General features: G+C 58.6%; 26 protein-coding genes and 1 tRNA gene. 16 read left to right on the top strand and 11 right to left on the bottom strand.

Going from position 1 to position 25,022, the window contains the following annotated elements:
* Nucleotides 1-290: 290 nt before the first annotated feature.
* From ACN0TS_RS10610 to ACN0TS_RS10600, 3 genes are all read left to right on the top strand, one after another.
* On the top strand, nt 291-1,457 hold the full coding sequence (locus tag ACN0TS_RS10610; RefSeq protein ID WP_417259328.1) for a type III PLP-dependent enzyme: 1,167 nt from the start codon (nt 291-293) through the stop codon (nt 1,455-1,457).
* Nucleotides 1,458-1,575: 118 nt separating this feature from the next.
* Entirely contained in the window at nt 1,576-3,879 is a 2,304-nt protein-coding gene (locus ACN0TS_RS10605; RefSeq protein WP_417259327.1) for a xanthine dehydrogenase family protein molybdopterin-binding subunit, read from the top strand.
* Nucleotides 3,866-4,900 carry a DUF2235 domain-containing protein gene (locus tag ACN0TS_RS10600; protein ID WP_417259326.1) on the top strand — a complete coding sequence of 345 codons (1,035 nt, stop codon included), beginning with the start codon at nt 3,866-3,868 and terminating at the stop codon, nt 4,898-4,900. Before ACN0TS_RS10605 ends, ACN0TS_RS10600 begins: the two co-directional genes overlap by 14 nt.
* A gap of 3 nt (nt 4,901-4,903) precedes the next feature.
* Here ACN0TS_RS10600 and metF read toward each other — a convergent pair whose 3' ends face one another.
* On the bottom strand, nt 4,904-5,746 hold the full coding sequence (metF, locus tag ACN0TS_RS10595; RefSeq protein WP_417259325.1) for a methylenetetrahydrofolate reductase [NAD(P)H]: 843 nt from the start codon (nt 5,744-5,746) through the stop codon (nt 4,904-4,906).
* Nucleotides 5,747-5,845: 99 nt separating this feature from the next.
* Between metF and ACN0TS_RS10590 the strand changes: the two genes are divergently transcribed.
* The 3 genes from ACN0TS_RS10590 (at nt 5,846) to ACN0TS_RS10580 (ending at nt 8,022) form a co-directional block, all read left to right on the top strand.
* Complete coding sequence (locus ACN0TS_RS10590) at nt 5,846-6,778, top strand: LysR family transcriptional regulator (protein WP_417259324.1); 933 nt, start codon at nt 5,846-5,848, stop codon at nt 6,776-6,778.
* A 106-nt stretch (nt 6,779-6,884) separates the two neighbouring features.
* A complete protein-coding gene (locus ACN0TS_RS10585) occupies nt 6,885-7,673 on the top strand; it encodes an inositol monophosphatase family protein (RefSeq protein ID WP_417259323.1) in 789 nt (262 codons plus the stop codon).
* 145 nt (nt 7,674-7,818) lie between these two features.
* Nucleotides 7,819-8,022 carry a hypothetical protein gene (locus tag ACN0TS_RS10580; RefSeq protein ID WP_417259322.1) on the top strand — a complete coding sequence of 68 codons (204 nt, stop codon included), beginning with the start codon at nt 7,819-7,821 and terminating at the stop codon, nt 8,020-8,022.
* Nucleotides 8,023-8,157: 135 nt separating this feature from the next.
* Here the strand turns inward: ACN0TS_RS10580 and ACN0TS_RS10575 are convergent, their stop codons facing one another.
* Nucleotides 8,158-8,901 (bottom strand): rhomboid family intramembrane serine protease, encoded by a 744-nt coding sequence (locus tag ACN0TS_RS10575; protein ID WP_417259377.1) that lies wholly within the window; start codon nt 8,899-8,901, stop codon nt 8,158-8,160.
* Nucleotides 8,902-9,006: 105 nt separating this feature from the next.
* On the opposite strand from ACN0TS_RS10575, the gene ACN0TS_RS10570 reads away from it, so the two are divergent.
* A tRNA-Leu gene (locus ACN0TS_RS10570) sits at nt 9,007-9,094 on the top strand.
* 109 nt (nt 9,095-9,203) lie between these two features.
* Here the strand turns inward: ACN0TS_RS10570 and ACN0TS_RS10565 are convergent.
* Together ACN0TS_RS10565 and metG are read right to left on the bottom strand one after the other, a co-directional pair.
* Nucleotides 9,204-9,995, bottom strand: coding sequence for a lytic murein transglycosylase (locus tag ACN0TS_RS10565; protein ID WP_417259321.1), 792 nt, complete (start codon nt 9,993-9,995; stop codon nt 9,204-9,206).
* A 228-nt stretch (nt 9,996-10,223) separates the two neighbouring features.
* Nucleotides 10,224-11,942 (bottom strand): methionine--tRNA ligase, encoded by a 1,719-nt coding sequence (gene metG, locus ACN0TS_RS10560; RefSeq protein WP_417259320.1) that lies wholly within the window; start codon nt 11,940-11,942, stop codon nt 10,224-10,226.
* Nucleotides 11,943-12,198: 256 nt separating this feature from the next.
* Here metG and ACN0TS_RS10555 point away from each other — a divergent pair, with 256 nt between their 5' ends.
* Nucleotides 12,199-13,242, top strand: a complete 1,044-nt coding sequence (locus ACN0TS_RS10555) for an aldo/keto reductase (protein ID WP_417259319.1) — start codon at nt 12,199-12,201, stop codon at nt 13,240-13,242.
* A 55-nt stretch (nt 13,243-13,297) separates the two neighbouring features.
* Here ACN0TS_RS10555 and ACN0TS_RS10550 read toward each other — a convergent pair whose 3' ends face one another.
* Nucleotides 13,298-13,534 (bottom strand): hypothetical protein, encoded by a 237-nt coding sequence (locus ACN0TS_RS10550; RefSeq protein WP_417259318.1) that lies wholly within the window; start codon nt 13,532-13,534, stop codon nt 13,298-13,300.
* A 57-nt stretch (nt 13,535-13,591) separates the two neighbouring features.
* Here ACN0TS_RS10550 and ACN0TS_RS10545 point away from each other — a divergent pair, with 57 nt between their 5' ends.
* From ACN0TS_RS10545 to ACN0TS_RS10535, 3 genes are all read left to right on the top strand, one after another.
* Complete coding sequence (locus tag ACN0TS_RS10545; protein WP_417259317.1) at nt 13,592-14,107, top strand: lipocalin family protein; 516 nt, start codon at nt 13,592-13,594, stop codon at nt 14,105-14,107.
* A gap of 35 nt (nt 14,108-14,142) precedes the next feature.
* The gene (locus ACN0TS_RS10540; protein ID WP_417259316.1) at nt 14,143-15,033 is read left to right on the top strand and encodes an NAD-dependent epimerase/dehydratase family protein; all 891 of its coding nucleotides are present in this window, start codon (nt 14,143-14,145) and stop codon (nt 15,031-15,033) included.
* A gap of 87 nt (nt 15,034-15,120) precedes the next feature.
* Nucleotides 15,121-16,476 carry an MATE family efflux transporter gene (locus ACN0TS_RS10535; protein ID WP_417259315.1) on the top strand — a complete coding sequence of 452 codons (1,356 nt, stop codon included), beginning with the start codon at nt 15,121-15,123 and terminating at the stop codon, nt 16,474-16,476.
* Between the two features lie 19 nt (nt 16,477-16,495).
* Here ACN0TS_RS10535 and ACN0TS_RS10530 read toward each other — a convergent pair whose 3' ends face one another.
* Together ACN0TS_RS10530 and ACN0TS_RS10525 are read right to left on the bottom strand one after the other, a co-directional pair.
* Complete coding sequence (locus ACN0TS_RS10530; RefSeq protein WP_417259314.1) at nt 16,496-16,900, bottom strand: hypothetical protein; 405 nt, start codon at nt 16,898-16,900, stop codon at nt 16,496-16,498.
* Between the two features lie 80 nt (nt 16,901-16,980).
* On the bottom strand, nt 16,981-18,183 hold the full coding sequence (locus ACN0TS_RS10525) for a pyridoxal phosphate-dependent aminotransferase (RefSeq protein ID WP_417259313.1): 1,203 nt from the start codon (nt 18,181-18,183) through the stop codon (nt 16,981-16,983).
* A gap of 123 nt (nt 18,184-18,306) precedes the next feature.
* Between ACN0TS_RS10525 and ACN0TS_RS10520 the strand changes: the two genes are divergently transcribed.
* Together ACN0TS_RS10520 and ACN0TS_RS10515 are read left to right on the top strand one after the other, a co-directional pair.
* Nucleotides 18,307-18,579, top strand: coding sequence for a succinate dehydrogenase assembly factor 2 (locus tag ACN0TS_RS10520; protein WP_417259312.1), 273 nt, complete (start codon nt 18,307-18,309; stop codon nt 18,577-18,579).
* A gap of 99 nt (nt 18,580-18,678) precedes the next feature.
* Nucleotides 18,679-19,176 carry a MarR family winged helix-turn-helix transcriptional regulator gene (locus ACN0TS_RS10515; RefSeq protein ID WP_417259311.1) on the top strand — a complete coding sequence of 166 codons (498 nt, stop codon included), beginning with the start codon at nt 18,679-18,681 and terminating at the stop codon, nt 19,174-19,176.
* Nucleotides 19,177-19,218: 42 nt separating this feature from the next.
* Here ACN0TS_RS10515 and ACN0TS_RS10510 read toward each other — a convergent pair whose 3' ends face one another.
* The 4 genes from ACN0TS_RS10510 to ACN0TS_RS10495 form a co-directional block, all read right to left on the bottom strand.
* Entirely contained in the window at nt 19,219-20,049 is an 831-nt protein-coding gene (locus ACN0TS_RS10510; protein WP_417259310.1) for a DUF1194 domain-containing protein, read from the bottom strand.
* Between the two features lie 16 nt (nt 20,050-20,065).
* Nucleotides 20,066-20,494: a VOC family protein gene (locus ACN0TS_RS10505; RefSeq protein WP_417259309.1), complete on the bottom strand. Its 429-nt coding sequence runs from the start codon at nt 20,492-20,494 to the stop codon at nt 20,066-20,068.
* A gap of 108 nt (nt 20,495-20,602) precedes the next feature.
* Nucleotides 20,603-21,997 carry a hypothetical protein gene (locus ACN0TS_RS10500; RefSeq protein ID WP_417259308.1) on the bottom strand — a complete coding sequence of 465 codons (1,395 nt, stop codon included), beginning with the start codon at nt 21,995-21,997 and terminating at the stop codon, nt 20,603-20,605.
* Complete coding sequence (locus tag ACN0TS_RS10495; protein ID WP_417259307.1) at nt 21,997-22,929, bottom strand: hypothetical protein; 933 nt, start codon at nt 22,927-22,929, stop codon at nt 21,997-21,999. The genes ACN0TS_RS10500 and ACN0TS_RS10495 overlap by 1 nt, the downstream gene beginning before the upstream one ends.
* 256 nt (nt 22,930-23,185) lie before the next feature.
* On the opposite strand from ACN0TS_RS10495, the gene ACN0TS_RS10490 reads away from it, so the two are divergent.
* The 3 genes from ACN0TS_RS10490 to ACN0TS_RS10480 all read left to right on the top strand — a co-directional run bounded on the left by ACN0TS_RS10490 (nt 23,186) and on the right by ACN0TS_RS10480 (nt 24,967).
* Entirely contained in the window at nt 23,186-23,980 is a 795-nt protein-coding gene (locus tag ACN0TS_RS10490) for a thymidylate synthase (RefSeq protein ID WP_417259306.1), read from the top strand.
* A gap of 12 nt (nt 23,981-23,992) precedes the next feature.
* On the top strand, nt 23,993-24,514 hold the full coding sequence (locus tag ACN0TS_RS10485; protein ID WP_417259305.1) for a dihydrofolate reductase: 522 nt from the start codon (nt 23,993-23,995) through the stop codon (nt 24,512-24,514).
* Between the two features lie 123 nt (nt 24,515-24,637).
* Nucleotides 24,638-24,967, top strand: coding sequence for a hypothetical protein (locus ACN0TS_RS10480; protein WP_417259304.1), 330 nt, complete (start codon nt 24,638-24,640; stop codon nt 24,965-24,967).
* Nucleotides 24,968-25,022 lie beyond the last annotated feature (55 nt).

The raw sequence follows: 25,022 nt of genomic DNA, 5'->3' as shown, positions 1-25,022 counted from the left end.
TGTGCCAGTGTTCGGGGCGCCATAATCGGCCTGACGCAACGATACCTGTCAATTTAACCACACAACACTACAGTTTGTCCACGGTTCCGCACGTTTCAACTCTTTTTATCGTCAAATTTAGCAAGCATATAGCCAAGACTGTTTTCAGGATCACAGGATGGTCGCAGGGCACTCTTCGAGCAGCTTTCGCGCACCGCACCTGGCCTGGTTTGGATAACCGCGTAAGCGCAATCCCAACCGGTTCCCCCGGGCAAGAGAGTGGCTGCGCCTTATTGGTGAAGGATACGCCGATGGGGCTCTCTAACCATATCTGGGCATCGCCCGCTGAATACCTGCGCAACCATGCTCCCGAGCATCCCGTTCTGTTTTTCTCGCCCGAAATCCTTCAGGCGAATGCGCAGCGTTTCTTGAGCGGCTTTCCCGGTCTCGTGACCTATGCGGTCAAGGCAAACCCCGATGAGGCTGTGCTTGAGAACCTCGTGAACGCGGGGATCTGCGGCTTCGATGTGGCCTCGCCCGTCGAAATCGACACCATTGCCCGCATCGCGCCTCACGCAGCGTTGCACTACAACAACCCAGTGCGCTCGCGCTCCGAGATCAAACATGCCGTCAAGGCAGGCGTGAAATCCTATTCCGTCGATAGCCGTTCCGAGTTGGAAAAGCTGGGCGAACTGGTGCCGTCCGAAGGCGTGGAAATCTCCGTGCGTTTCAAGCTGCCCGTAGAAGGGGCCGCCTATAACTTCGGCGCCAAATTCGGCGCGACCGTTGATCTGGCCCGTGATCTGGTGATGCGGGCGCAGGCGCTCGGCTTCACCGTCTCGCTCACCTTCCACCCGGGCACACAATGCACCGATCCCGCCGCATGGGCGTCCTACATCCATGCCGCTGCGGGCATTGGCCGCGACACAGGCGTGCGCATCACCCGTCTGAACGTGGGCGGCGGTTTCCCGTCGCACCGCCTCAACGATGTGATCCCGCAGCTCGACGCGACCTTCGCGCTGATCGACCGTGTGACTGACGAGGCCTTTGGCGAGGATCGTCCCGCGCTCGTATGCGAGCCCGGCCGTGCGCTTGTGGCCGAAAGCTATTCGCTGGCCACTCGTGTTCGCGCCATTCGTGACGACGCCCATGTGTTCATCAACGATGGCATCTACGGCGCTCTGTCCGAATTGCACCTCGTCGGTGTGATCGACCGCATCGACGCCTACGGACCCGAAGCCCAGTTGCGGATGGGCGAGCCCGTCATGCGCACCGTGTTCGGCCCGACCTGTGACAGCACCGACAAACTGCCTTCCGAGATCGGCTTTCCCTGCGATATGGAAGAGGAAGATCACGTGATCTTCTACGGTGTCGGCGCCTACTCGGTTGCCACCGCAACCCGCTTTAACGGGTTCGGAAACCTCACCGTCGAGATGGTGCAAAGCCAGACCTGTGCCCTGCGGGCGCTTGCGGCGTAATCGCGCGGCATAATCTGCACAGCCACACCGCACATCTGCGCTCTTTACATGACCTGTCCCGCCGTTACTCTTTGTAGCGGCGGGATTTTCTTGCCGCACTCTGAGGGAGGGTCATGACATGGACAAGTTCGGGAAAAGCCAACCAGTGAAACGCCGCGAGGATACGCGGTTTTTGACAGGGGCGGGACGCTATGTAGATGACATCGCCCCCGAAGGCGCGGCCTTTGCCTATTTCCTGCGTTCGCCCGTGGCGCATGGCGAGATCACCGAACTGGATGTGGAGGACGCCCGCGAAGCAGATGGCGTTCTGTCTGTCCTCACCTTTGCCGATCTCGCCCCTCTGGGTCTGCATCCCTATCAAAAGGGTGAGGTGATCACCAACGCCGATGGCACCCCCGCCGCCGATCCCAAACGCCCGTTTCTGGCCGAGGGCCGTGTGCGCTATGTGGGCGAACCGATTGCCTGTGTGATTGCTGAGACGCTCGCGCAGGCCAAGGATGCCGCCGAGATGATCGCGTTCGACTATGACGATTTGCCCGTGCATGTCGGTCTTGAGACAGGTGGCCCGCAAATCCACGACGAGGCTCCCGAAAATATCGCCTATGACTATGAGAAGGGCGATGGGGCCGCCGTTGCCGCCGTCATGGCCACAGCCGCCCACCGTGTCACCGTGCCTGTGATGGACAACCGCGTGCTCATTGCCCCGATGGAGCCACGTGGCGCCTTTGCCGAATGGGGTGACGATGGGCGCGTGCATCTGTGCTTTGGCGGTCAGGGCGTCTGGGGCATGAAAGACGATCTGGCGGAGAACCTCGGTATTGACCGCGAGCGCGTGCGGATCACCAACCCCGATGTGGGCGGTGGATTTGGCCTCAAGGGGATGCCCTTCCCCGAGTATTTCGTGATTGCCGCTGCGGCCAAGGGTGTGAACCGCCCCGTGCGGTGGATGTCCGAGCGCACCGAAGGGATGTTGTCGGATCACGCGGGTCGTGATTTGATTTCCACTTGCGAGTTGGGCTTTGACGCCGATCACAAGCTGATTGCCTATAGCGTCGATACGATTTCAAACCTTGGCGCGTATAACTCCCACTTCGGGCAGGCGATCCAGTCGGAACTGTTCGAAAAGGTGCTGATGGGCACCTATGATTGCCAAGCGGCCTTCTTGCGGGTGCGCGGCATCTACACCAACACCTCGCTCGTCGATGCCTACCGTGGCGCAGGGCGTCCCGAGGCGATTTTCGCACTGGAGCGGGCAATGGACCAAGCTGCGCGCGAAATGGGCGTTGATCCCGTCGAGTTGCGCCGCAAGAATTTCATTCCCGCCGAATCCTTCCCTTACCGCTCGGCCACGGGCGAATTGTATGACGTGGGCGATTTCAACAAGGTGATGGACCGCGCTCTGTCCGAGGCCGATTGGGACGGGTTCGCCGCGCGCAAAGCCGCCTCCGAGGCCGCAGGCAAGCTACGCGGACGTGGGCTTTGCTATTATATCGAGAGCATCTTGGGCGACCCTGATGAATGGGCGCATGTCGAGTTTCGCGACGATGGCCGTGTGAACCTCTATGTCGGCACACAGTCGAACGGGCAAGGCCATGAGACGGTCTATGCCCAGTTCCTCGCGGACCAGACGGGCATTCCCGTGGAGATGATCGACGTGGTGCAGGGCGATAGCGACCGCATTCCCTCGGGCGGTGGCACGGGCGGGTCGCGCTCCGTGACCACGCAAAACAACGCAACGCTCAAGACCGTGGACCGGATCGTGAGCGCGTTCTGCGATTTTCTCAAAGCCGAGTTTGGCGGCGAGGTCACATTCGACGACGAACGCTTCCGCATCGAGGGCACCAACGAGACGCCGACCCTGTTGGACGCCGCCGCCCTTGCGCGTGAGGCGGGCCGCGACGACCTGCTGTCCGTGCGCGAACAGGCCGAGATCGAAGGGCGCTCCTATCCCAACGGCTGTCACATCGCCGAGGTCGAAATTGATCCCGAAACGGGTGAGGCAAAGGTGGTGAAATATTCGGTGGCCGATGACTTCGGCAATCTCATCAACCCGATGCTGGCCGAGGGTCAGGTCCACGGCGGGGTGGCACAGGGGATCGGGCAGGCCTTGACCGAGATGTGCGTCTATGACGACGAGGGCCAACTCGTCACCGCTTCCTTCATGGATTACGCCATGCCGCGTGCCGACGATATTCCCTTTGTCAAATTTGTCTCCGAGCCAGTGCCCTCGACCCAAAACGTCATGGGGATGAAGGGCTGTGGCGAAGCGGGCACCGTGGGGGCTTTGGCGGCTGTGGCCAATGCCGTGGCCGATGCGCTCTGGCCGCTTGGCGTGCGGCGCATCGACATGCCGTTTACACCGCAAAACGTGTGGCGGGCCGTGACAGGCGCGTCAGAAAGCGCTGGCATTGCCGCTGAGTAACTCTTTTTTCGGGCGCATTCAGCAGCTCTTTTCGGTCCGCTCGCGGATACGGACCTCGGGGGCGACGCGCTCTCGCGGCCCGATCTCGCATCTGATCATTCTCGACGGCACCATGTCCTCGCTTGAGGCGGGGTTCGAGACCAACGCGGGGCTGACCTATAAGCTCGCCACCGAGGCCGCCGAGGGCGCGAATATGATCGTGCGCTATGAGGCGGGTATCCAGTTGAACTCGTGGCGCGATGCGCGTGACGTGGTCGAAGGGCGCGGCATCAACAAACAGATCAGGCGCGTCTACGGCGCTCTGGCCTCACGCTATCACCCGGGGGATCGCATCTACCTGATGGGCTATTCGCGCGGGGCCTATGCGGTGCGCTCGCTTGCGGGGTTCATCGACAAGGTGGGGTTGGTCAAGGCTGAACACGCCACCGAACACAACATCACCGTGGCCTACCGCCATTACCAAACGGGACCACAGCTCGCGCCCGCGAAAGCCTTTCACGACGCCTATTGCCACGAGACTACCCCCATCGAGTTCTTGGGCGTGTGGGACACCGTGGCGGCTGTCGGGCTGCAATTCCCTGTGCTGTGGCGGTTTAGTTCGGTGTTCCATGAGTTCCACGACCACTACCCGCCGCGCTGTGCCAAGTCGGTCTACCATGCGCTTGCCGCCCATGAACGGCGCGGAGCTTACGCGCCCGTGATGTTCCAGACCAATCCCGACATGCCCGATCAGCACCTGCAACAGATGTGGTTTCGCGGCAGTCACGGCGATGTCGGCGGGCAGTTGAGCGGCTATGCGCCCGCCCGCAAACTGTCGAACACGACGCTTGTGTGGATGTTGGACAAGGCCGAAGCGGCAGGGCTTGCCTTGCCCAAAGGCTGGCGCTCCCGCTATCTGGCCGATCCGCACGCGCCCTCGGTGGGCTCGCATCGCGGCTGGGGTAAATTCTTCCTCATGCGCCGCGCACGCACCATCGGGGCCGATCCGTCCGAGGTGCGTCACCCGTCACTCAACGTGTAAGCGTTACGCCCCAGCGACGCCCAGATTGGCGCAAATGGCTTTGGACAGGTGCGGACGGTTGAGGGTGTAGAAATGCAGATCCTCTACGCCCTCATTGATCAGGCTCTGGCAAAGCTCGGTGCTGAGATCAATCGCGAGTTGCTGCGCGTCATCCGTGGTCTCGAAGGCCTCGGCGTAATGGGCGGGCAGGGGCGTGCCACAAGAGGCCGCGAATTTCTGCACGCCTTTCCAGCTTGTGATCGGCAAAATACCGGGAATGATTTTGCCCGTGATGCCCGCAGCCGCACAGCGGTCGCGGAAGCGGAAAAAGGTGTCGGGGTTGAAAAAGAACTGGGTGATGGCCGAATCCGCCCCTGCCTCGAATTTCTGTTTCAACCAAGTGATGTCGGCGTTCTCGTCGCGCGCATCGGGGTGCGGGTCGGGATAGGCGCCCACACGGATTTTGAACTTGCCCGTTTCCTTGAGCGCCGCGATCAATTCCACCGAATTGGCAAAGCCGCCCTCGGCGGGAGTGAACTTGCCTGCTTCCTTGGGGGGATCGCCACGCAGCGCCACGATTTCATTGACCCCAACGGCGCTGTAGCTGTCCGCGATGGCGAGGGTTTCTTCGCGTGTGGCGTTGACGCAAGTGAGGTGCGCGGCGACGTTCCAGCCGTATTTACGGTTGAGCAAAGCCACCGCATCATGGGTCAACTCGCGCGTGGTTCCGCCTGCGCCATAGGTCACGGAGACAAAGCCCGGTTTCATACCCTCAAGCGCCTGCACCGTCTCAAAAAGGCTAAAGCAGGCTTCGATGTTCTTGGGGGGGAAGAACTCGAATGATATATTGGGCGCGGAGGCGGTCATGGAGGCAGTCCTTGTCTAAGATTGCGCCTCTTGTGTCACAGGCATTCATGTGAGACAAATTCATAATTTTCAAGTTTAACATGAGCGAGGCTCATCTACATGCACCTCGAATTTAGACATCTGCGCACAATAAAGGCGATCCATGAGGCGGGCGGTTTGGCGCGCGCCGCCGATCAGCTTCATATCACGCAATCCGCTCTGTCCCATCAGGTCAAAGGCCTTGAGGATCAAGCGGGCGTGGAGTTGTTTGTGCGCCGCTCCAAGCCGCTCAAACTGTCGGCGGCGGGTATGAAACTGCTCGCCTTGGCCGAAGATGTTCTGCCACGGATCGAGGCTTTGGAAGCGGAGTTTTCCAATATCGAGGATGGCACCGCAGGGCGGCTGCACATCGCCATTGAATGCCACGCCTGTTTCGACTGGCTCATGCCCGTTCTGGACCAGTTCCGAAAGGTCTGGCCCGAGATCGACGTGGATATCCGGTTGCGCCTCGCCTTCGGCGCCTTGCCCGCCTTGATGAAGGAGGAGGTCGATCTGGTGATTTCCTCCGATCCCGACGACATGGAGGGCGTGACCTATATCCCGCTGTTCGACTATGCGCCGATGTGCGTGATGTCGTCAAAAAACCCGCTCGCGGCCAAAGCATATGTCGAGGCCGAAGATTTTGCCGATCAGACCTTGTTCACCTATCCGATGGAGCGGCCCCGTCTGGACGTGTTCAAGGAACTGCTCACCCCCGCAGGGGTCGAGCCCGCCCATGTGCGCCAAGTCGAGCTGACGGATGTGATCTTGATGCTCGTGGCTTCCAATCGTGGTCTGGCCGTGATGCCCGATTGGGTGATGCGCGACATCCGCGACCACCCCGATTATGCCGTGCGTCCCCTGACGGCTGAGGGATGCACCCGTCGCCTCTATGCCGCCGTGCGCGAGGACGATGCGATGAAGCCCTATATGGCAAATGTCATCCGCATCGCCAAAACCGAAGCCGTCAAATTGCAGCGCGGTGGCGGAGGCGGGAGCGGTTATCGGCGTTGACCGCGCCGTTGTCATAGGAAATACACCAAACAGGGGCGCTAGCCCTTGGCAGACAGGAGATAGGAGCGTATACGCGCCCCTCGAAACACATTCCGGAGCCCAAGACATGCAAGGCAGTGCAAACCTCAACGTGATGATCAAGGCCGCTCGGACCGCGGGCCGCTCATTGATCAAAGACTTTCGTGAGGTCGAGAACCTTCAGGTGTCGACCAAGGGGGCGGGAGACTTCGTCACCAAGGCCGACGAAAGCGCCGAAGAGATCATCCGCGAGATGCTCATGGAGGCGCGTCCAACCTATGGCTACTTGGGCGAAGAGACCGACGAGGTGGAAGGCAAAGACCCGACACGCCGTTGGATTGTCGACCCGCTCGATGGCACCACCAACTTCCTGCACGGTCTGCCGCATTGGGCCGTGTCCATCGCGCTTGAACACCGTGGGGAGATCGTCTCCGCCGTTGTGTTTGACGCGGCCAAGGGCGAATTGTTCTGGGCTGAAAAGGGCGCAGGCGCATGGATGAACGACCAACGCATCCGCGTCTCCGGTCGTCAGAAGATGATCGAATCGATCTTCGCCACGGGCCTGCCCTTCGCAGGACGCTCCGATCTGCCCGCGACCCTCAAAGACCTCGCCCGCATTCTACCCGCCACCGCAGGCGTGCGCCGTTTTGGTGCAGCCTCGCTCGATCTGGCCTATGTGGCTGCGGGGCGCTACGACGGGTTCTGGGAACGCCGCCTCAAAATCTGGGACATGGCCGCAGGGATTTTGCTCGTCAAAGAGGCAGGTGGCCTGCTTGAGGCGATCGACCCCGAAGGGGATGTTCTGGTGGATTGCGATGTGGTCTGTGCCAACGAGCCACTGTTCGACAAATTCGCCAAAATCGTGCGCAACGTCTAAACCCGCACCCCATTCAGATTGCGCAAACGGCCTCCAGACCGGGGGCCGTTTTCTATTGGAACATCGCGAAAACACCTAATGCCTGCCCAATTTAGAACATGTTTTTCATAGAGATTGAGTTAAATCTTTGAAGGGAAACCCCACTATGAAACGCTTTAAAACAGCACTTTTTAAGTACCGGTCCCAAGATGACGGCGCCGTCACAGTTGATTGGGTTGTCTTGACAGCATCTGTCGTCGGTCTTGGTGCGCTCGCGCTTCAATTTGTTTGGGGTGGGACCGATGTCCTCTCGAACAATGTGAGCGATGAGGTCGAAAGCATTGAGGTCGGGGCGCTGGGCGACAGCTGATGCGCAGCCCCGCGACGGACCGCAGCGGACATTTGCCCGCACATTGACCGTCTCGCTGCGCTCCCCGTGCGACGCATTCCCACACGCATTCACGCGACGTCCCTGTGATCACGGGAGGCCGCGTTTTTTGCGCTCTTATTTCCTCCGCTTGACCACAGGAATGCGGCTCTGTTGGAATTTATAGCGGGCTTGCGTATGTGGCGGATGACCATGGGTGAGAGCCCAATACTCTTTACCACCCAAGCGTCGCCATTCAGGGATCGCCAAGATCACCCCCGCAATAAATCCGCCGATATGGGCGAGATAGGCCACGCCGCCATCGCCGCCCGTCCCGAAACCGCCGAAGAGCTGTAGCGCGAACCACAGGCCGAGCATGATCCATGCGGGGAAGGGGATGACCTTGAAAAAGATGATAAAGATGAACAACACATCGACCTTTGCCCGTGGAAACAACAACAAATAGCCCCCCATAACGCCCGCAATCGCGCCTGAGGCTCCGACCATCGGAATCCAGCTTGAGGGAAACACGATATATTGGGCAAATGCGGCGGCGATTCCGCTCATCAGATAGAATCCCAGAAACTTCACATGCCCCATCTCGTCTTCGAGATTGTCGCCAAATATCCATAAAAACAACATGTTGCCCGCAATGTGCATGAGCCCGCCGTGCATGAACATCGAGGTGATGACGGTATGAAACCCTTCGCCCGACGAAAGGCGCAAGGGGATCATCGCCCATTCCGTGTAGATGCCGCTGATCGCGGCCTCATTGCTATAGCTTGGCCACATCGCCAAAAAGACAGCGATATTCAGCCCGATCAGCGTGTAGGTGACGAGCGCGGGGCGGCGGGACGGGTTGTGATCGCGAATAGGAAACATGCGGGAATAGGGGCCGCAATCGGCAGCGGCGTCAAGGCAAGACTGCCTCTTTACACCGCTGATTTGGCGGCTATGGTCGCGCAACATCGCTTTGGTGATGCACGTGCCCGCGTGGTGGAATGGTAGACACACGAGACTTAAAATCTCCTGGCCCGTTTGGGCCGTGCCGGTTCGAGTCCGGCCGCGGGTACCACCTCGGTTTTTTGAGCGCCCGAGAACCGCATGGCCTCACCTTCGGTCCAACGACAAAGAGCCACGGTTGCCCGCAGCCCCTTCATGTTGTCGATTTATCCCGTTGAGCGTTACTGCGCGATCTGGCTGGCCATGATCGCGATGGCCTTTTGATAGACCCCCGCCGCGTTCCATTCCTTGATCACACGGAAGTTGGGTTGACCTTCAAGATAGCCTTGTCCCGGTTTCCATCCTTTTTGTGCGAGGAAATTCGCGGTAGAGGCAAGCCCGTCAGAGATATTGGTCAGGTCCACAACGCCGTTGCCGTCGCCGTCGATACCATAGGTTTCGATGTTCCCCGGTAGGAATTGGGTGTGGCCGACCTCGCCGTGCATCGCGCCTTTGGTTGAGGACGACAAAGCGCCTTTGTCGACCAAACGCAGCGCGGCGAGGGCGTGAGCCGAAAAGAAGTCCGAGCGGCGGCAATCATAGGCCAGCGTCGAGATGGCCGACAGCACATTGGCATTGCCCATGTTCGAGCCGAATGCCGTCTCCATGCCGTGGATCGCGACGATCACTTCGGCGGGCACGCCAAAGCGCTGTTCCAGTTTGGCGTAGTAAGTCGGGTTTTTGGCGATGCGAGCGCGGCCCATTCTCACGATCGTGGCGGCCCCGCGCACCTGCATGAATTTCTCAAGCGAGTATTTGAAGCTCTTTTGATTGCGGTCGGCGGCGATGGTTTTGGAGGCGTAGGAGGTGGCGGCAAGGGCCGCGAGGCCTTTGGCCCCGACACCCGCGCTTGCGGCTTCTTGGGCGAACTGGGCTTTCCATGCCTCGAACCCGCTCGACGTATTGCCGCAGGTCGCAGCGAGGGCAGGGGTGGCGGTCAATAGGGCGAATGAAAGGGCGAGGATGCGGCGCATGGGCGGGCTCCAATAATGGTTAAGGGCGAATGCTCTGACGCTAACACGCAGAACCAGCCCGCGAAAGGGCGACCGAAATGGCGTCTCGTTGCCCGACAAAAGTCCGACAGGGGTCCGACACATAGCCGACAGGTGTTTTGGGGTGGGCCGAATTGCGCCGAACTTGTCCATATCGAACAAAAAGGGCGCCCCGTGAGGGACGCCCGAATCTGTGGATGTCGCCGTTGATCAGTCGCGTTTGCCCGCGAATTTTTCCTGCCACTCTTCGCGTTGGTCGTCGGAGATTTTGCCGAAGAGATTGTCGGGAACGGCAAAAGTATGACCCGCGGGAAGCTGTGCAAAAGCGGCCTGTTTATCCTCAGGCCAAACGGGGTCGCCCGTGCCCATTGCTGTGCCCAGTTTGCCCGCTGCATCAGGGATGAACGGCGCCGAAAGACCTGCGTAGAGCGGGATGAGATTGAGCGCAAAACGGATCTGCATCGCGGCGGTTTCGGGGTCTTCTTTGAACACGGCCCACGGGGAGGCGTCTTGGAGGTATTCGTTGCCAAGCGTCCAGATGGCCCGCAACTCGCTTGCGGATTTTCGCACGTCGATGGCGTTCATATGGTCTTGATACGCATCAATTTTTTCGGAAATAGCCGCGATCAAAGCGTGTTCGCGCGCGCCGTATTCGCCCCCTTCGGGAACGGCTTCGCCAAACTTGGAGCGGCAGAATTTTGTGACGCGGGAGACGAAGTTGCCGAGAACGTCCGCGAGGTCTTTGTTCACGGAAGACTGGAAGTTCTCCCATGTAAACTCGCTGTCCGATGTTTCGGGCGCGTGCGACAGCAGCCACCACCGCCAGTAGTCGGAGGGCAGCAGCGACAGGGCTTGATCCATGAAGACGCCACGCCCGCGCGAGGTTGAGAACTGACCGCCATCGTAGTTCAGGTAGTTGAACGATTTGATGTAATCGACCATCTTCCACGGCTCGCCCGAGCCCAGCATGGTGACGGGGAAGGAGAGGGTGTGGAAGGGAACGTTGTCCTTGCCCATAAACTGGACATAGCGGACATCATCCGCGCCCTTATCCGTGCGCCACCACCGTTCCCAGTCGGCGTCGCTAAGCCCTTGTTTTTCTGCCCATTCACCACCGCAGGCGATGTATTCGATCGGGGCGTCGAACCAGACGTAGAAGACCTTCCCTTCCATGCCTTCCCACGGCTCGTCTCCCTTTTGAACGGGGACGCCCCATTTGAGGTCGCGGGTGATTCCACGGTCTTGAAGACCGTCGCCATCGTTGAGCCATTTCTTTGCAATCGAGGTGGTCAGGATCGGCCAATCGGCTTTGCTTTCGATCCATTCTGTCAACGCACCACGCATTTTCGACTGACGCAAATAGAGGTGCTTGGTCTTGCGTTCTTCGAGGTCCGTGGCACCCGAAATGGTCGAATAGGGATTGATGAGGTCGGTGGGATCAAGCTGCTTGGTGCAGTTGTCACATTGGTCGCCACGCGCCCCTTCAAAGCCACAGTTGGGGCAGGTGCCCTCAATGTAGCGGTCGGGCAAAAAGCGCCCGTCTGTGGCGGAATAGACCTGTGTTTCTTCGACTTCTTCGATCAGCCCCTCTTCGAACAGACGTGCGGCGAGGTGCTGTGTCAGCTTGCGGTTTTGCTCGGAGGATGAGCGGCCGAAGTGGTCAAATGATAGGCGGAAGCCACGGGCCAGTTCGGCCTGAACTTCATGCATTTCGGCGCAGTATTCGGCGACGTCCTTGCCCGCTTTTTGTGCGGCAATTTCGGCAGGGGTGCCGTGTTCATCCGTGGCGCAGAGGAACAAGACTTCGTCCCCGCGCGCACGACGGTAACGGGCGTAGAGGTCGGCGGGCAATTGCGAGCCAACGAGGTTGCCGAGGTGCTTGATCCCATTGATGTAGGGAAGCGCGGAAGTGATGAGCGTGCGTGCCATGAGCGTGCGGGTCCGTCCGTTAAATTCTCTTGGTGCGTGTTTATCGCGCTCCGCACCAAAGAGCCAGAGGGCACAGGCCTACTCGTTTGGGCGTCCTTGGGCATGAGCGTCGAGGCACTTTGTCGAATTTGCACAGCGAAACCGCCGCGAAACACGCGTCTTGCCCTTTGAACATGACGCGCGGCGTTATACGTTGCGCACAAACGCCCGACCTCGTGGGCCACATGAACGCACAAAGACGAATAGGAATGCCTCGATGAAAATGCGCAAAATCGGCAAAAGCGATTTGGAAGTCTCCGAGATTTGTCTCGGCACCATGACATGGGGCTCGCAAGACAGTCTCGAAAACGCCCATTCCCAGATCGCCCATGCCAAAGCGCAGGGGATCAATTTCATGGACACGGCAGAAATGTATCCCGTGAACCCAGTGCGGGCCGAAACGGTTGGCGACACCGAGGAGATCATCGGTAAGTATTTCGCAAAGGCAAAGGATCGCGCTGATTGGGTTTTGGCGACAAAGATCGCAGGGCCATCCGGATTTATCTCACAAGAGGGCATCACGCCGGCGACGGTTGAAGCGCGGCTTGATCTGTCACTGAAGCGGCTGCAAACGGACTATGTCGATCTCTATCAGTTCCACTGGCCCAACCGTGGCTCCTATCATTTCCGCCAGCATTGGACCTTTGATCCGAGTGCGCAGCCTTCCAAAGAGGAAGTGCTCGACAATATGCGGGCCGTGAACGAGAAAATGGCAGAGCTGCAAAAGGCGGGTAAAGTGCGCGAGTTTGGTACCTCCAATGAATCCGCATGGGGCATGATGCAATGGCTGCGCGTGGCCGAGGAAACGGGTGGTCCGCGTATGCAGTCGATCCAGAATGAATATTCTCTCCTGTGTCGCCACTACGACACCGATCTGGCGGAATTTGCGGTCCACGAAGAGGTGACGCTCTTGGCTTATTCAGTGCTGTCGTGCGGCATGCTGTCGGGCAAATACAACGGGGGCAAAACCATTGACCCCAACTCGCGCATGGCTGTTGGTCCCGATCTTGGGGGGCGTGTGACGCCACAGGTTTGGCCCGCTGTCGATGCCTATTTGGCGATTGCGAAAAAGCACGGACTTGATCCTGTGACGATGGCTATCGCGTGGTCGATGACCCGTCCGTTTGACGTGGTGCCGATCATTGGCGGGCGCTCGGTCGATCAATTGCAGCACTCGATTGATGGTGCGGATTTGACCCTGTCCGAAGAGGTGCTGGCGGATATTGATGCCGCCCACCGCGCCCACGGGAAACCGTTCTAATGCGTGGCCGCTCTCTCTTGGCGAGCATCGCAGTTGTGGTGCTTTTGACGGGATGTCAGCCATCAGACGAGGGCAGCGACATTATCGTCGGGCCGGGGGCTGCGGCGTCCGACCCGTCCAACGCGGCGACGCAACAGGAGGCATGCGAGCGGCGCGGCGGCGATTGGCGCAGGGTCGGTTCGGTGGGGTTGATGACCTGTTTTACCACCCCCAAGGATGCAGGGAAATACTGTACCAAATCCACCGATTGCTCGACCGAATGTCTGGCGCGTTCAAATACATGCGCCCCCATTCAGCCCCTTTACGGGTGTAACGAGCTTTTAGATGCGCTCGGGCGCAAGGGGACAGTATGCGTAGATTGAGCAGCGCCATCGCGCTCGTTGGCCTTCTTGGATTGACGGCCTGTATGGATGGGGGAGGCGCGTCGAAACCGACGGGAACGCGTGACGCGACAGTGCCGATGTCCTCTATGGCGGCCTTTGATCCGTTACGATTTGCGGGGCGTTGGAATGAGGTGATGACCTATCTGCCCGCAGGGGCGTCCTGTGTGATTGGCGGGGTGACGTTCACGCCGCAGCGCTCGGGCGATATGACGCTCACGGAGGGGCCATGCGCCGATGGCGCGCCGCGTCGTGGCTTGGCCAAGCGCGTTGGGCCAGGGCGGTTTGAGTTTATGGGCGAGACGCTTTGGGTGTTGTGGGTCGATCAAAGCTACCAAACGGCGGTGATCGCCACGCCTGAGGGCCGTGCGCATATCCTGTCGCGCAGCCTGAGCGTCCCACAGGACAAGACGCAAGCGGCCAAAGACATTCTGGCGTGGAACGGGTTCGACGTTACAACCTTGGCCCCTGCGCGGCGTAAATAGCCTTTCAGGCAGGACAATTTAGGAGGAGAGAGATCATGCGGATTTTGTTTACAGGCGGATCAGGTAAAGCGGGACGCCATGTGGTGCCGTATCTTTTGGCCAAAGGGCATCGCGTTGTAAACGCCGATCTCGTGCCGCTTGATTGCGAGGGCGTCGATAACCTCACGGTGGACATCACCGACAGCGGACAGGTGTTTAACGCGCTGACCTCTTATGCCAACTTTGACGAATTGGACCCCGGGACGGGTGTGCCGAAGTTTGACGCCGTTGTGCATTTCGCCGCCGTTCCGCGCATCCTGCTTAAGCCCGATAACGAGACCTACCGCGTGAACACCATTGGCACCTATAACGTGCTTGAGGCGGCGGTGAAGCTCGGTATCAAGAAGGTGATCTTTGCCTCATCGGAAACAACCTATGGCGTGTGTTTTGCCGATGGCGAGCACAAGCCCGAATACCTGCCTGTGGACGAAGAGCACCCCGTGATCCCCGAGGACAGCTACGCCATGTCCAAGGTCGCAAACGAGGTGACAGCGCGGAGTTTCCAGCGTCGCTCGGGCTTTGACATCTATGGCATCCGAATCAACAATGTGGTCGAGCCGCACGAATATGCTCAAGACTTCCCGACCTATTTTGCCAATCCCGACATGCGCCGCCGCAACATTTTTGCCTATATCGACGCGCGTGATCTTGGGCAGATGGTTGATTTGATGCTGAAAACGGATGGATTGGGATTCGAAATCTTCAATGCCTCCAATGATAATCATTCCGTGAACTTGACCACCAAAGAGATTATTGAAAGGTATTATCAAGGGGTCGAGGTCAGGGGCTCTCTGGGTGAGGAAGAGACCGTCTACTCCAGTGCTAAGGCCAAGAAACTCTTGGGTTTTGCGCCAAAGTATAACTGGCGCGATGTGCTCGACGGCTGAAGGATGTTCACTTGATCACGTTTGTTGATCGCGATGTGAGTATTTTTTGACTGGTCGGTAAAGGGTGTTTGCGCGTATAGCGCTCTGATGCACGAACAAAAATCATATTCAGCACACGCTCGCGCGGTGATTGCACTGGCTTTGCCCTTGGCGGGGAGCCAGTTGGCGCAGTTTTCGCTTCACATGACTGATGTCATTATGATGGGGTGGTTCGGTCTTGACGAGCTGGCCGCTCTGGTCTTGGCGTCAGGCTACTGGTTTATCACCTTTATTCTGCTCGCAGGTTTTGCCTTTGCCGTTATGCCGCTCGTCGCCAATGCGGCGGGGGCAGGCGATACTACGGTTGTGCGCCGTGCGACGCGGATGGCCATGTGGCTTTCGGCAATGGCTGCCGTTCTCGTTTATCCTTTGTTCGGTTTTTCCGAGCGGGTGTTGATCGCTTTGGGCCAAGAACCAGAGATTGCCGCCCTCGGTCAATCCTATCTCACAGTGGCGGGGATCGAGATGTTGCCCGCGTTGATCGCGATGGTTTTGCGGTCCTATTTCTCCGCTCTTGAGCGCACGCGCGTGGTGTTGATGTTCACCATCGTCGCCGTCATTGCGAACGCGGGTCTGAACTGGCTCTTTATCTTTGGTAATTTTGGTCTGCCCGAGATGGGCGTGATCGGATCTGCGTTGGCTTCGCTCATCGTGTCGACGCTCACCGTCGTGGCGCTGGTGATCTACGCGAATAAGGCGACCCCCGAAAACGAGTTGTTCCGCAATCTGACCAAACCCGATTGGGACATGTTCCGTACTGTCGCCAAAATGGGTGTGCCGATTGGCCTGACTTCGCTTGCCGAGGTCGGTCTGTTCAATGCTGCTGCGATTATGATGGGGTGGATTAGCACGGTGGCTCTGGCCGCGCACGGTGTGGCGCTGCAACTCTCTGCGGTTGCCTTCATGATCCAGATCGGTCTTTCGCAAGCGGGCACCATCCGTGCGGGCAACGCTTACGGGCGCCGCGATGAGGCGGGGCTGCGCCGTGGGGCAGTTGTGGTCACAGTGTTGTCCTTGGTCATGGCTGCGTTGACACTCACAGTGTTCTTGTCTGCCTCCGAGATTTTGATCGGATTCTTCATTGCGCCGAGTGAACCTCAGCGTGATCTGGTTATGGCAACGGGAGCGGGCTTCATGGTGTTCGCCGCGTTGTTCCAATTCTCGGACGGTGGTCAGGTAACGGCCCTGTCGCTGTTGCGCGGGGTGCAAGACACCACCGTGCCGATGTGGCTTGCGTCGTTCTCTTACTGGGGTGTTGGATTGCCTGTCGCCTATGTCTGTGGCTTCGTCTTGGACTGGGGCGGCAATGGCATCTGGGTCGGTTTGCTGACGGGCTTGAGTTGTGCTTGGGCTCTGATGGCATGGCGCTTTTGGATGAATAAATCGCGCATCAACGAAGCATAGGCCCGCGCCGCAGCCGCGTTTAGTCCTTTGCCATGAGGCGGTCGGCCTTTTTGCGGACCAATATCGTGCGTAGGTCGTGCATCGTCAGCAACAGCGAGTCGGTCACAAGTTCCAGTTGCTCGTCCGTTGCGCGGGTTTGTGCCCAATGCGCAGTCAGATTGAGATGGTCGATTGTGCGGTGGATGTCGTCGATGGCGCGCTCGGCCAAAACCACCGCCCGTTCTTCCATCCATGCGTGGATCGCGCTGATGTCCTCGTCCGTCAAGTCGCGCTGCCCGTGTGGTTTGACCTCGCCATTCTTCATATTCACAACGGCGATCTGATCCATCTCGATCCGCCGTTGGCGGTTCTCTGTGTCTACACGGAACACAAAGGCCCCGTTCTCACGTACACGAAAATAATAGTCGGGAAGATCAGAACTCATATGGGATCGGCTTTCAGATAGTTACGCGGGCGCACAATAGGGGGTGCGCGGGCGGCAATGCAAGCGCCCGCACGCTTCGATTAGGTGAGATCGGCACAGAAGGCTTGAATGCGTGTGCAGGCCGCGGTGAGGGCGGCGTCCGAGGTCGCGTAGGAGACACGGAAGTTGGGCGATAGGCCAAATGCAGCGCCGAACACCACCGCAACACCGTGTTCCTCAAGCAGAGCAGTGCAGAAATCCTCATCGGTTTCGATCTTTGTTCCGCCTTTAGAGGTTTTCCCGATACAGCCCGAGATGTCGGGATAGACATAAAAGGCGCCTTCTGGCATCGGACAGGTGATGCCGTCGCAGGCGTTGAGCATCTCCACCACCAAGTTGCGGCGGCGCACAAAGACCTCGTTGTTTTTCGCAATGAAGTCATGCGGGCCGTTGAGTGCCTCAAGGGCGGCATATTGCGAGATCGAGCAGGGGTTCGAGGTGGATTGCGACTGGATCTTGCGCATGGCGCCGATCAATTCGACAGGCCCCGCCGCATAGCCGATCCTCCAGCCCGTCATCGCGTAGGCTTTGGACACACCGTTGACGGTCAGGGTGCGGTCATACAGACGCGGCTCAATTTGGGCGGGGGTGCAAAACTCGAACCCGTCAAAGGCGAGGTGTTCATACATATCGTCCGTCATCACCCAGACATGCGGGTGGCGCAGCAACACATCCGTCAGCCCCTTCAGCTCATCGCGTGAATAGCCCGCGCCTGTAGGGTTAGAGGGGGAATTGAAAATAAGCCATTTGGTCTTTGGTGTAATTGCGGCGTCCAACTGTTCCGGCGTCAGTTTGAAGTTGTTTTCAAGCGTGGCCGCGACAGGGACAGGCACTCCGCCTGCAAGCAAGACCATGTCGGGGTAGGAGACCCAATAGGGCGCAGGGATTACCACTTCGTCGCCCTCATTGAGTGTGGCCATCAGCGCGTTGAACAACACCTGTTTGCCGCCAGACGAGACGCTGACTTGATCAGGTGTGTAGTCGAGTCCGTTGTCGCGTTTGAATTTTGCGCAAATCGCCTGTTTCAACTCGGGGATGCCATCGACAGCGGTGTATTTGGTTTTACCCTCTTCGATGGCGCGAATGCCTGCGGCCTTGATATGGGCAGGGGTGTCGAAGTCCGGTTCTCCCGCACCGAGGCCAATGACATCACGCCCTGCGGCTTTCAGCTCTTGCGCTTTGGTGGTCACGGCGATTGTGGGCGAAGGTTTTACACGAGCGAGTGTGTCGGAGAGAAAGGGCATATGAGGCTCCATCGTCAAAGGGGTCGTCCCTTGAGTGACACAATGTGACGCCTTCGCCAAGACGTGCCTTGCGAAGAGAGCGTGAGGGGTGCAAAAAGTGCGCACACAAACGGGAGAGCCACCATGACCGAGACACACGAGCATCGCCTGAAACGGATCAAAATCCGCGCATGGCGCCGCGGGATCAAGGAAATGGACCTGTTGATCGGGGGCTATGCCGATGCGCATCTGGCCGATATGAATGCGGAAGAGCTGGATGCCTTCGAGCGATTGATGGACGAGAATGATCAGGATTTGCTCGCATGGGTGACTTATCAGGTCGAAACGCCTGAAGAGTTCAAAGATATGCTGGCAAAAATCGTGGCCTTTGCCGATCCAAAGTTGTGGTTAAAGTAAGGCCGCTAAACGCGCGAACTAAAAAAACTTTTCGCCACTTAACGTTATCTTGGGAAATTGGGCGCAAATTGGCATCTGAATTGCTTTGTGGAGTGACAGATGAGCGTCCATCCTATGATAGAGAATCCAGCAGATACGGCATTTATGTCCCAATACCTCGAGGCCCTGTCCCTCGTGGAACGACTACACCGACTTCTACTTGATGTGATCAAGGACGAGTTCGAACGTGTCGGGGTGTTGGAAATCAATGCGGTCCAAGCTCTGCTTTTGTTTAACGTTGGCGAGAACGAAGTGACCGCAGGGGAATTGAAATCGCGCGGGTATTATCAGGGCTCGAACGTGTCCTATAACCTCAAAAAACTCGTGGACATGGGCTATATGCACCATCAGCGTTGTGAGATTGATCGACGCTCTGTGCGGGTCAAGCTGACGGAGAAGGGCCGCCATGTGCGCAATACTGTTGCGGCGCTCTTTGCGCGCCACGCCGAGGGCCTTCAGGGGCGCAAGGTGATTAGCTCCGAGGGTGTCGAGGAAATCAACACCGCGCTGCGCCGTGTCGAACGATACTGGGCCGACCAGATCCGCTATATCTACTAAGATCCAAAGATGTGCCCCGCGATTGCGGGAAGTGATCGCGGATCAACGAAAGGCAGGCATTTCGCCTGCCTTTGTCGTGTTTGCCTGCGAGGTCTGTGAACGTGGTGCGTGAGCGTGGTCTGGCCTGTTATCCAACTGCCCGATCGCAAGTGTTTCCAACTCCTTGAGGAGCTTGCGGCGCATCGCATTCGGGTAGTCGGAATAGGAAGTGGCCTGTTCGACAAAGGCCCCGAACCCGTGAATGACTGCGCCATGAAAATACCGGTGTAGCTGCGCCAAATCGCGTGCTGCCGCATCAGGATCAGCCTGTGACACAGTGCGAGCGACAGCCAAGCCGTTGACGGTGATCTGGCCCAATGCAGGCATCTCACGCACATCTTGCGGGCGCGGGCCGACATTGGACGGACCATCGGCGGAAATATCGAGGGTATAACTCCAACAATTCTCGACTTCGGAGAGTTTTTGTGCGCCGTAAAGCATTGCTTGTCCCATTGCGGTGCCAAGCGCATGCGGGATGCGGGTCTGGGCGCGTAACTGTGTTGTGACGTCTTCGAGATCACGGGGCGTGGTGATGGCCCGCCACGTCACCAAATCACGCGGCGCACTGTCGCCCGCCCATTCAAAAACCATCAAATGGACGGGTGCTCCTTCAAGCGCGAAAAAGGCTTTGCGCACGCTCGGATCGTCCAAAGCCTGCGCAAGCCCTTCGATCTGTAGCTGCCACTCCTCGGCGCCAACCGAGCCGGACACATCAAGCCCAAGGGCCAAAGCCTGCCGGCAGGTGTCCGCTGCCGCCCGTTCGGCCGTCGCCAAGAGCCCCGCAGCGACCAAGAGCGCGGAGCCAAGGCGGGCGAGGGGCGACAAACGGATCATCTTACAGGTCGTCCGTTTACCAATGACCGGTGTTTTCCATCGACGCCCAAGGTTCTTGCGCGGGCAGATTCTCACCCTTTTGCAAAAGCTCGATGGAGATATTGTCGGGCGAACGGACAAACGCCATATGGCCATCGCGCGGAGGGCGGTTGATCGTCACGCCGTTGTCCATAAGAGTCTGACACAGCGCATAAATATCGTCCACCTCATAGGCGAGATGTCCGAAATGACGACCGTCAGAGGGCAGCCCGTCGTCGCCGTCCCAGTTGTAAGTCAGCTCGACAGGGCATTCTTCCTGTCCCTCAGGAGCCATAAATATCAACGAGAACCGGCCCTCTTCGCTGTCGTGTCGCTTGGTTTCTTTCAGACCGAGCAATTCAAAAAAGGCCATTGATTTTTCGAGATCCTTCACGCGGACCATCGTGTGTAAGTAGCGCATGGGCATCCTCCTGTTTGTATGTGGTTGCGGTGATCTTAGCGCTGTTTTCCGCGATGACCATGCCTGTCGCTGCGTGGGCCATTTGCACAAACGCGCGAGCTTCAAAGGAAAGGGTCAGAATGCGGATTTAATGCCGAGACCGATGGAGGATGTGCGCGTGTCGAAGCGTGAGACGTTCGACCACGTCTTGCCAAAGTCGATCCGCACCTCGGGCGCGAAACCGTAGAAGGAATGCTCGATCAGCGTAAAGCGCGCCGAAAGATAGAGCGATTTGTCGGTCCTGTCAGTGGCAACGAGGAAGGGATAGACCTCGTAGTGGCTCATCTCCGCGCCGAGCGCAAAGCTCGCCTTCGTGCCCAAAACGGGCTCCATCAGCTCAAGCGACGTGGACAGGCCGAGGCTGTCACGCGCTTTTGACGGGTCGTTGGAAAACACTCGCTCGACATAAGCCGCATTGCGGAAAACGCCGATGTCACGCGCCCGTTTCGCGTGTTCGACACTGTATTGAAGGCTGCGTGCGGGCGCGCGGGTGGCCTCCGTGGGGCGCTCGTAGCGCGCGGTCAGACCATGGCGGAAGGCGGCACCGCTCTTGAGCTTGTGGTGATCGGTGAGCGTGAGGCTCACGGTGTCGGCATAAGGCGCGTGGGCCGAATAGATCCGCCCCGCGCCGAGGCTCCACGTCAGGCCGTGGTCCGAGTTGAGCGTTGTGCTGCCTCCGAAGGCAAGCTCCACGGTGTCGGTGTCGTAGTCCGATCCCTTCGCGCTGGGCGCGCTGGCCTTGGCCTCTGACGAAAGAACGATGCGGGTGCTGCTGTGTTTGATGCCGAGCGAATAATCGGTGCCCGCGTCCCCGTCCCATGTGTAGCTGGCGCTGCCCGAGAGCGAGGCGCGATAGCCCGAAAGCGCCTGTGAGGTCGGGCTGACCGAGAGGTCGAAGGGCAGGGTGATGCCATCGACGGCATAGCGCGACCCTTGCGCGCCGTTATTGACGTTCGAGGAGGGCGCGACGTTGAAAGACAGTTGCGTGCGCCACGGATCGGCTTGGCGCACCTGATTGAAATTGCGAATGATATTCTGCTTCGCCAGCGGGCTTTCGGCAGTATTCATCGCGCGGCGCAGCCAGAATTTCGACTGGAAGTTCCGACCGTTGCGATAGGCTTCATGTGCCGCCAGCCGTGCGATGCGGGTGCGTTCGGCGTCCGATGTGGCCTCGCGCCATGCCGCCCGCGCACTGGGCAGAACCTCGTCGGTGCGGCCCAACTGGCGCAAAGCATCGGTGCGGATCAGGTGGGCGTCATAGACATTGGGGCGAGTGGTAAGCAGCCCCTCAGCGAGATCAAGCGCCACCTGTGCCCGCCCCGCAGCCAGTTCACGCGCGGCGAGGTCGAGGAGTTGCGACTGGGTCAGTTCCAGCGGCGCGGGTGCGGATTGCGCGGAGGCCGCCAAAGGCGCCCCCATAAGGCAAAGCGCAAGCCCGATCCCATGGAGAATGCGGCGTGGTGCAGGCATCAGGGATTGCGGTCGAGGATAAATCCGCCCGTCTCGTTCCCCATAATCACAGTGCCGACCGCGACTTCAGCATCGTCGCCCGCCAACATGCCTTGGATCGTAGCGCCGGCAGCCGTGGCCTGAAACTCGCCCTGTGCATCGAGTGCGCCGTTTTCCGCAAACACTCTAATCGAATCGAGAGTATCAATCAGATTGCCATCTGTATCGAACACCTGACGGTCGGAAATCACATAGCGGATCGCCCCCGCGCTATTGAGTTCATCGAAGTCGATCTCGAGTTCCATGAGGCCCGAAACATAATCGGGCATGTCGTCGCCGTAAGTGCGCACGGCGGCGTAATCACCCGTCCATTTTCCCTGATTGGCGGTGGCCATGACAACGCCGCCCGTCCGCCCGTAGACGAACCCTTCCAAAGGGATAAGGTTGGAAGACTGGTTGCTTCCCACTATGGTGACATAGACGCTGTCATCACCTACGTCTTTCGACTGGTGGAGAGCGATATAGTAAAATTGGTCAATCGTGCTGCCGCCGACGGGGTCGGTTTGCGTCGACTCGGCGTTCTCATAGAGGTAGAACTGACCGTTTTGCCCCGCCACGCCCGTCGGGTTGCCTGCCGAGGTCAGCCGCACATAGCTGCCGTCGCCGTCAAAAGGCATGCCCTCGATGGTCAGCGTGTTGCCATTGTCGTGCACGGTCACGCTGTCGTCATTGAGAAAGTAGTCCGACGCCGGGTCGTCCTGTGCCGCGTGCAGGCGCACGATAGGGTTTTTGGCGCTGAGCTCATTGTTTGGCGTTCCGCGCAGGTCGCTGATTGCCGATATCGTCGTCGGTGTGTCTGGCGTCGCGTTCGGTCCTACTGATCTATTGGGACTGCCACAGGCGGTTAAACCTGCCAACAGGGCAGAGAGGAGGGCGATTTTCGACGTGCTCATTTGGACCTCGTAGCGCAAACACTTTTGCATTCTATATCACGAAAATTTTTATTGTGTAGGAGTCCCAAAGTGTCATCCCCATGTCAACTGATGCTTCGGGGAGAGGCGCGAAAAAGCGGTCTGTGTCGGGTAATCAATTTTTGTCTGTGGCCTGTTCTCCCCTATCAGGCAGGTGCAGTCCCGATATAGTAGGGTTTGATTCGACACCGAAATCCTCGCATGTGCGCGATTTTAGGGACTGACAAAGGGCGACGCCATGAAACAATACCTCGACCAACTGCGCACCATTCTTGACCACGGCGTCGAGACGTCTGATCGCACGGGCACGGGCACGATTTCATATTTCGGGATGCAGGCACGTTATCCCTTGGCCGAGGGCTTCCCGCTTGTCACAACCAAAAAACTCTATCTGCGCGCCATTATCCATGAGCTGTTGTGGTTTATCGCGGGCGACACCAACATCAAGTATCTCAAAGACAATAAGGTCACGATCTGGGATGAGTGGGCCGATGAAAATGGTGATCTTGGTCCTGTCTACGGGCGTCAGTGGCGCAAATGGCCCGGAGGTGAGCGCGGCACGATTGACCAAGTGGCGAACCTGATTGAGGCGATCAAGGCCACGCCCGACAGCCGCCGTTTGATTGTGTCGGCATGGAATCCCGCCGATGTGCCCAATATGGCGCTACCGCCGTGTCATACGCTCTGGCAGGTGAAAATCCTGGGCGGGAAACTGCATCTGCAGCTCTATCAACGTTCTGCCGATATGTTCCTCGGGGTGCCGTTCAATATCGCTTCCTATGCGCTCCTGCTCAAAATGCTGGCGCAGGTGACTGGGTATGAGGCGGGGAATTTCATCCACTCCATTGGCGACGCACACATCTATTCCAATCACTTGGATCAGGTGAACCTGCAACTCTCACGCACGCCAAAGGCGCTACCGCAGATCCGTCTCAATCCCGATGTGAAAAGCCTGTTCGATTTTACCTTCGATGACTTCGAGATCGTGGACTATGATCCCGATCCCGCGATCAAAGCCCCCGTGGCTGTATAAGGAGCATCAGACATGATTTCGCTCATCGTCGCCCGTGATCGCAACGGGGCTATTGGCAAGGGAAACGATATTCCGTGGCATCTGCCCGCCGATTTGCGTTTTTTCATGCGAGAGACCTTGGGCGGGGCCGTCATCATGGGGCGCAACACGTGGGACAGTTTGCCTGTCGTTGCAAAGCCGTTGAAAAACCGCCTCAATATCGTGGTGTCGTCCCAAGGCGTCGAGCATGACCACGTTGTCTCAACGATTGAAGAGGCCGTGGCATTGGCGCGAACGCAGGGGCGGGCGCGGATTTATGGTATGGGCGGCGCAGGGATTTACAAGGCGATGTTGCCTCTGGCGGATCGCCTGTTGATCACCGAAGTGGACCTTGCCGTCGAGGGGGCCGATACGTGGTTTCCGTCCTTTGACGAGAGCGAATGGCGCGTCTCGGACCGGATCGCATTGGCGGACGTCGCGGGTGAGGGTGGTGGCGCAAGTGCGCCGCGCTGTGAGGTAGTTGAGCGCATCCGTGTGTCCAATTGGCAGAGATAATCGGTATTGTTCTCAAATTCGTAACAATCCAAGTCCTTGTGGAATGTCTGTTTGACCACACAAGCCCTCGTGGGTTAACCTTGCGCAAAGACACATTTGGCGGTCTGTTCAGGAGTTTTCAATATGGTTAAATCCGCACTTGCCGCGGCAGTTTTGGTGGCCTTCGCAAGCCCCGTTTTCGCCGCTGATTATCAGCCCGCACAGCGCGGCGTGACACAGTTTGCCTATGAGCAAAACGTCGACAACTACTGCCCTGCAGGGCTTCAGCCGATCCGCTACAACGGCGTTGTGTGTTGCGGTGAGCCAAATGCGACGGGCTATTCCGAAGCCCCCGTTGTGCGCCATCGTGCCGTGACACGGAGCTACGCGCAGTCCACAGATCCCAAATCCCCCGGTTACGTGCCTGAGCGTATCCCTATGGGAAAATCGCCGGACTCTATGGACGGTAGCTAATTCAGCGCCTGATGTGATCCAAACCTGTGTCACGCGCGTAGTCTTATTAAAGGAG

Source organism: Celeribacter sp., assembly GCF_048266405.1.
In the GTDB taxonomy this organism is placed as follows: Bacteria; Pseudomonadota; Alphaproteobacteria; order Rhodobacterales; family Rhodobacteraceae; genus Celeribacter.
This window is presented reverse-complemented; position numbering and strand designations above follow the sequence as displayed.

Excerpts from the sequence above, each read along its gene's own strand:
- ACN0TS_RS10610 (WP_417259328.1), top strand. The coding sequence starts at position 291 with ATGGGGCTCTCTAACCATATCTGGGCATCGCCCGCTGAATACCTGCGC.
- ACN0TS_RS10605 (WP_417259327.1), top strand. The coding sequence starts at position 1,576 with ATGGACAAGTTCGGGAAAAGCCAACCAGTGAAACGCCGCGAGGATACG.
- metF (WP_417259325.1), bottom strand. The coding sequence starts at position 5,746 with ATGACCGCCTCCGCGCCCAATATATCATTCGAGTTCTTCCCCCCCAAG.
- ACN0TS_RS10590 (WP_417259324.1), top strand. The coding sequence starts at position 5,846 with ATGCACCTCGAATTTAGACATCTGCGCACAATAAAGGCGATCCATGAG.
- ACN0TS_RS10585 (WP_417259323.1), top strand. The coding sequence starts at position 6,885 with ATGCAAGGCAGTGCAAACCTCAACGTGATGATCAAGGCCGCTCGGACC.
- ACN0TS_RS10580 (WP_417259322.1), top strand. The coding sequence starts at position 7,819 with ATGAAACGCTTTAAAACAGCACTTTTTAAGTACCGGTCCCAAGATGAC.
- ACN0TS_RS10575 (WP_417259377.1), bottom strand. The coding sequence starts at position 8,901 with ATGTTTCCTATTCGCGATCACAACCCGTCCCGCCGCCCCGCGCTCGTC.
- ACN0TS_RS10565 (WP_417259321.1), bottom strand. The coding sequence starts at position 9,995 with ATGCGCCGCATCCTCGCCCTTTCATTCGCCCTATTGACCGCCACCCCT.
- metG (WP_417259320.1), bottom strand. The coding sequence starts at position 11,942 with ATGGCACGCACGCTCATCACTTCCGCGCTTCCCTACATCAATGGGATC.
- ACN0TS_RS10555 (WP_417259319.1), top strand. The coding sequence starts at position 12,199 with ATGAAAATGCGCAAAATCGGCAAAAGCGATTTGGAAGTCTCCGAGATT.
- ACN0TS_RS10550 (WP_417259318.1), bottom strand. The coding sequence starts at position 13,534 with ATGGGGGCGCATGTATTTGAACGCGCCAGACATTCGGTCGAGCAATCG.
- ACN0TS_RS10545 (WP_417259317.1), top strand. The coding sequence starts at position 13,592 with ATGCGTAGATTGAGCAGCGCCATCGCGCTCGTTGGCCTTCTTGGATTG.
- ACN0TS_RS10540 (WP_417259316.1), top strand. The coding sequence starts at position 14,143 with ATGCGGATTTTGTTTACAGGCGGATCAGGTAAAGCGGGACGCCATGTG.
- ACN0TS_RS10535 (WP_417259315.1), top strand. The coding sequence starts at position 15,121 with ATGCACGAACAAAAATCATATTCAGCACACGCTCGCGCGGTGATTGCA.
- ACN0TS_RS10530 (WP_417259314.1), bottom strand. The coding sequence starts at position 16,900 with ATGAGTTCTGATCTTCCCGACTATTATTTTCGTGTACGTGAGAACGGG.
- ACN0TS_RS10525 (WP_417259313.1), bottom strand. The coding sequence starts at position 18,183 with ATGCCCTTTCTCTCCGACACACTCGCTCGTGTAAAACCTTCGCCCACA.
- ACN0TS_RS10520 (WP_417259312.1), top strand. The coding sequence starts at position 18,307 with ATGACCGAGACACACGAGCATCGCCTGAAACGGATCAAAATCCGCGCA.
- ACN0TS_RS10515 (WP_417259311.1), top strand. The coding sequence starts at position 18,679 with ATGAGCGTCCATCCTATGATAGAGAATCCAGCAGATACGGCATTTATG.
- ACN0TS_RS10510 (WP_417259310.1), bottom strand. The coding sequence starts at position 20,049 with ATGATCCGTTTGTCGCCCCTCGCCCGCCTTGGCTCCGCGCTCTTGGTC.
- ACN0TS_RS10505 (WP_417259309.1), bottom strand. The coding sequence starts at position 20,494 with ATGCCCATGCGCTACTTACACACGATGGTCCGCGTGAAGGATCTCGAA.
- ACN0TS_RS10500 (WP_417259308.1), bottom strand. The coding sequence starts at position 21,997 with ATGCCTGCACCACGCCGCATTCTCCATGGGATCGGGCTTGCGCTTTGC.
- ACN0TS_RS10495 (WP_417259307.1), bottom strand. The coding sequence starts at position 22,929 with ATGAGCACGTCGAAAATCGCCCTCCTCTCTGCCCTGTTGGCAGGTTTA.
- ACN0TS_RS10490 (WP_417259306.1), top strand. The coding sequence starts at position 23,186 with ATGAAACAATACCTCGACCAACTGCGCACCATTCTTGACCACGGCGTC.
- ACN0TS_RS10485 (WP_417259305.1), top strand. The coding sequence starts at position 23,993 with ATGATTTCGCTCATCGTCGCCCGTGATCGCAACGGGGCTATTGGCAAG.
- ACN0TS_RS10480 (WP_417259304.1), top strand. The coding sequence starts at position 24,638 with ATGGTTAAATCCGCACTTGCCGCGGCAGTTTTGGTGGCCTTCGCAAGC.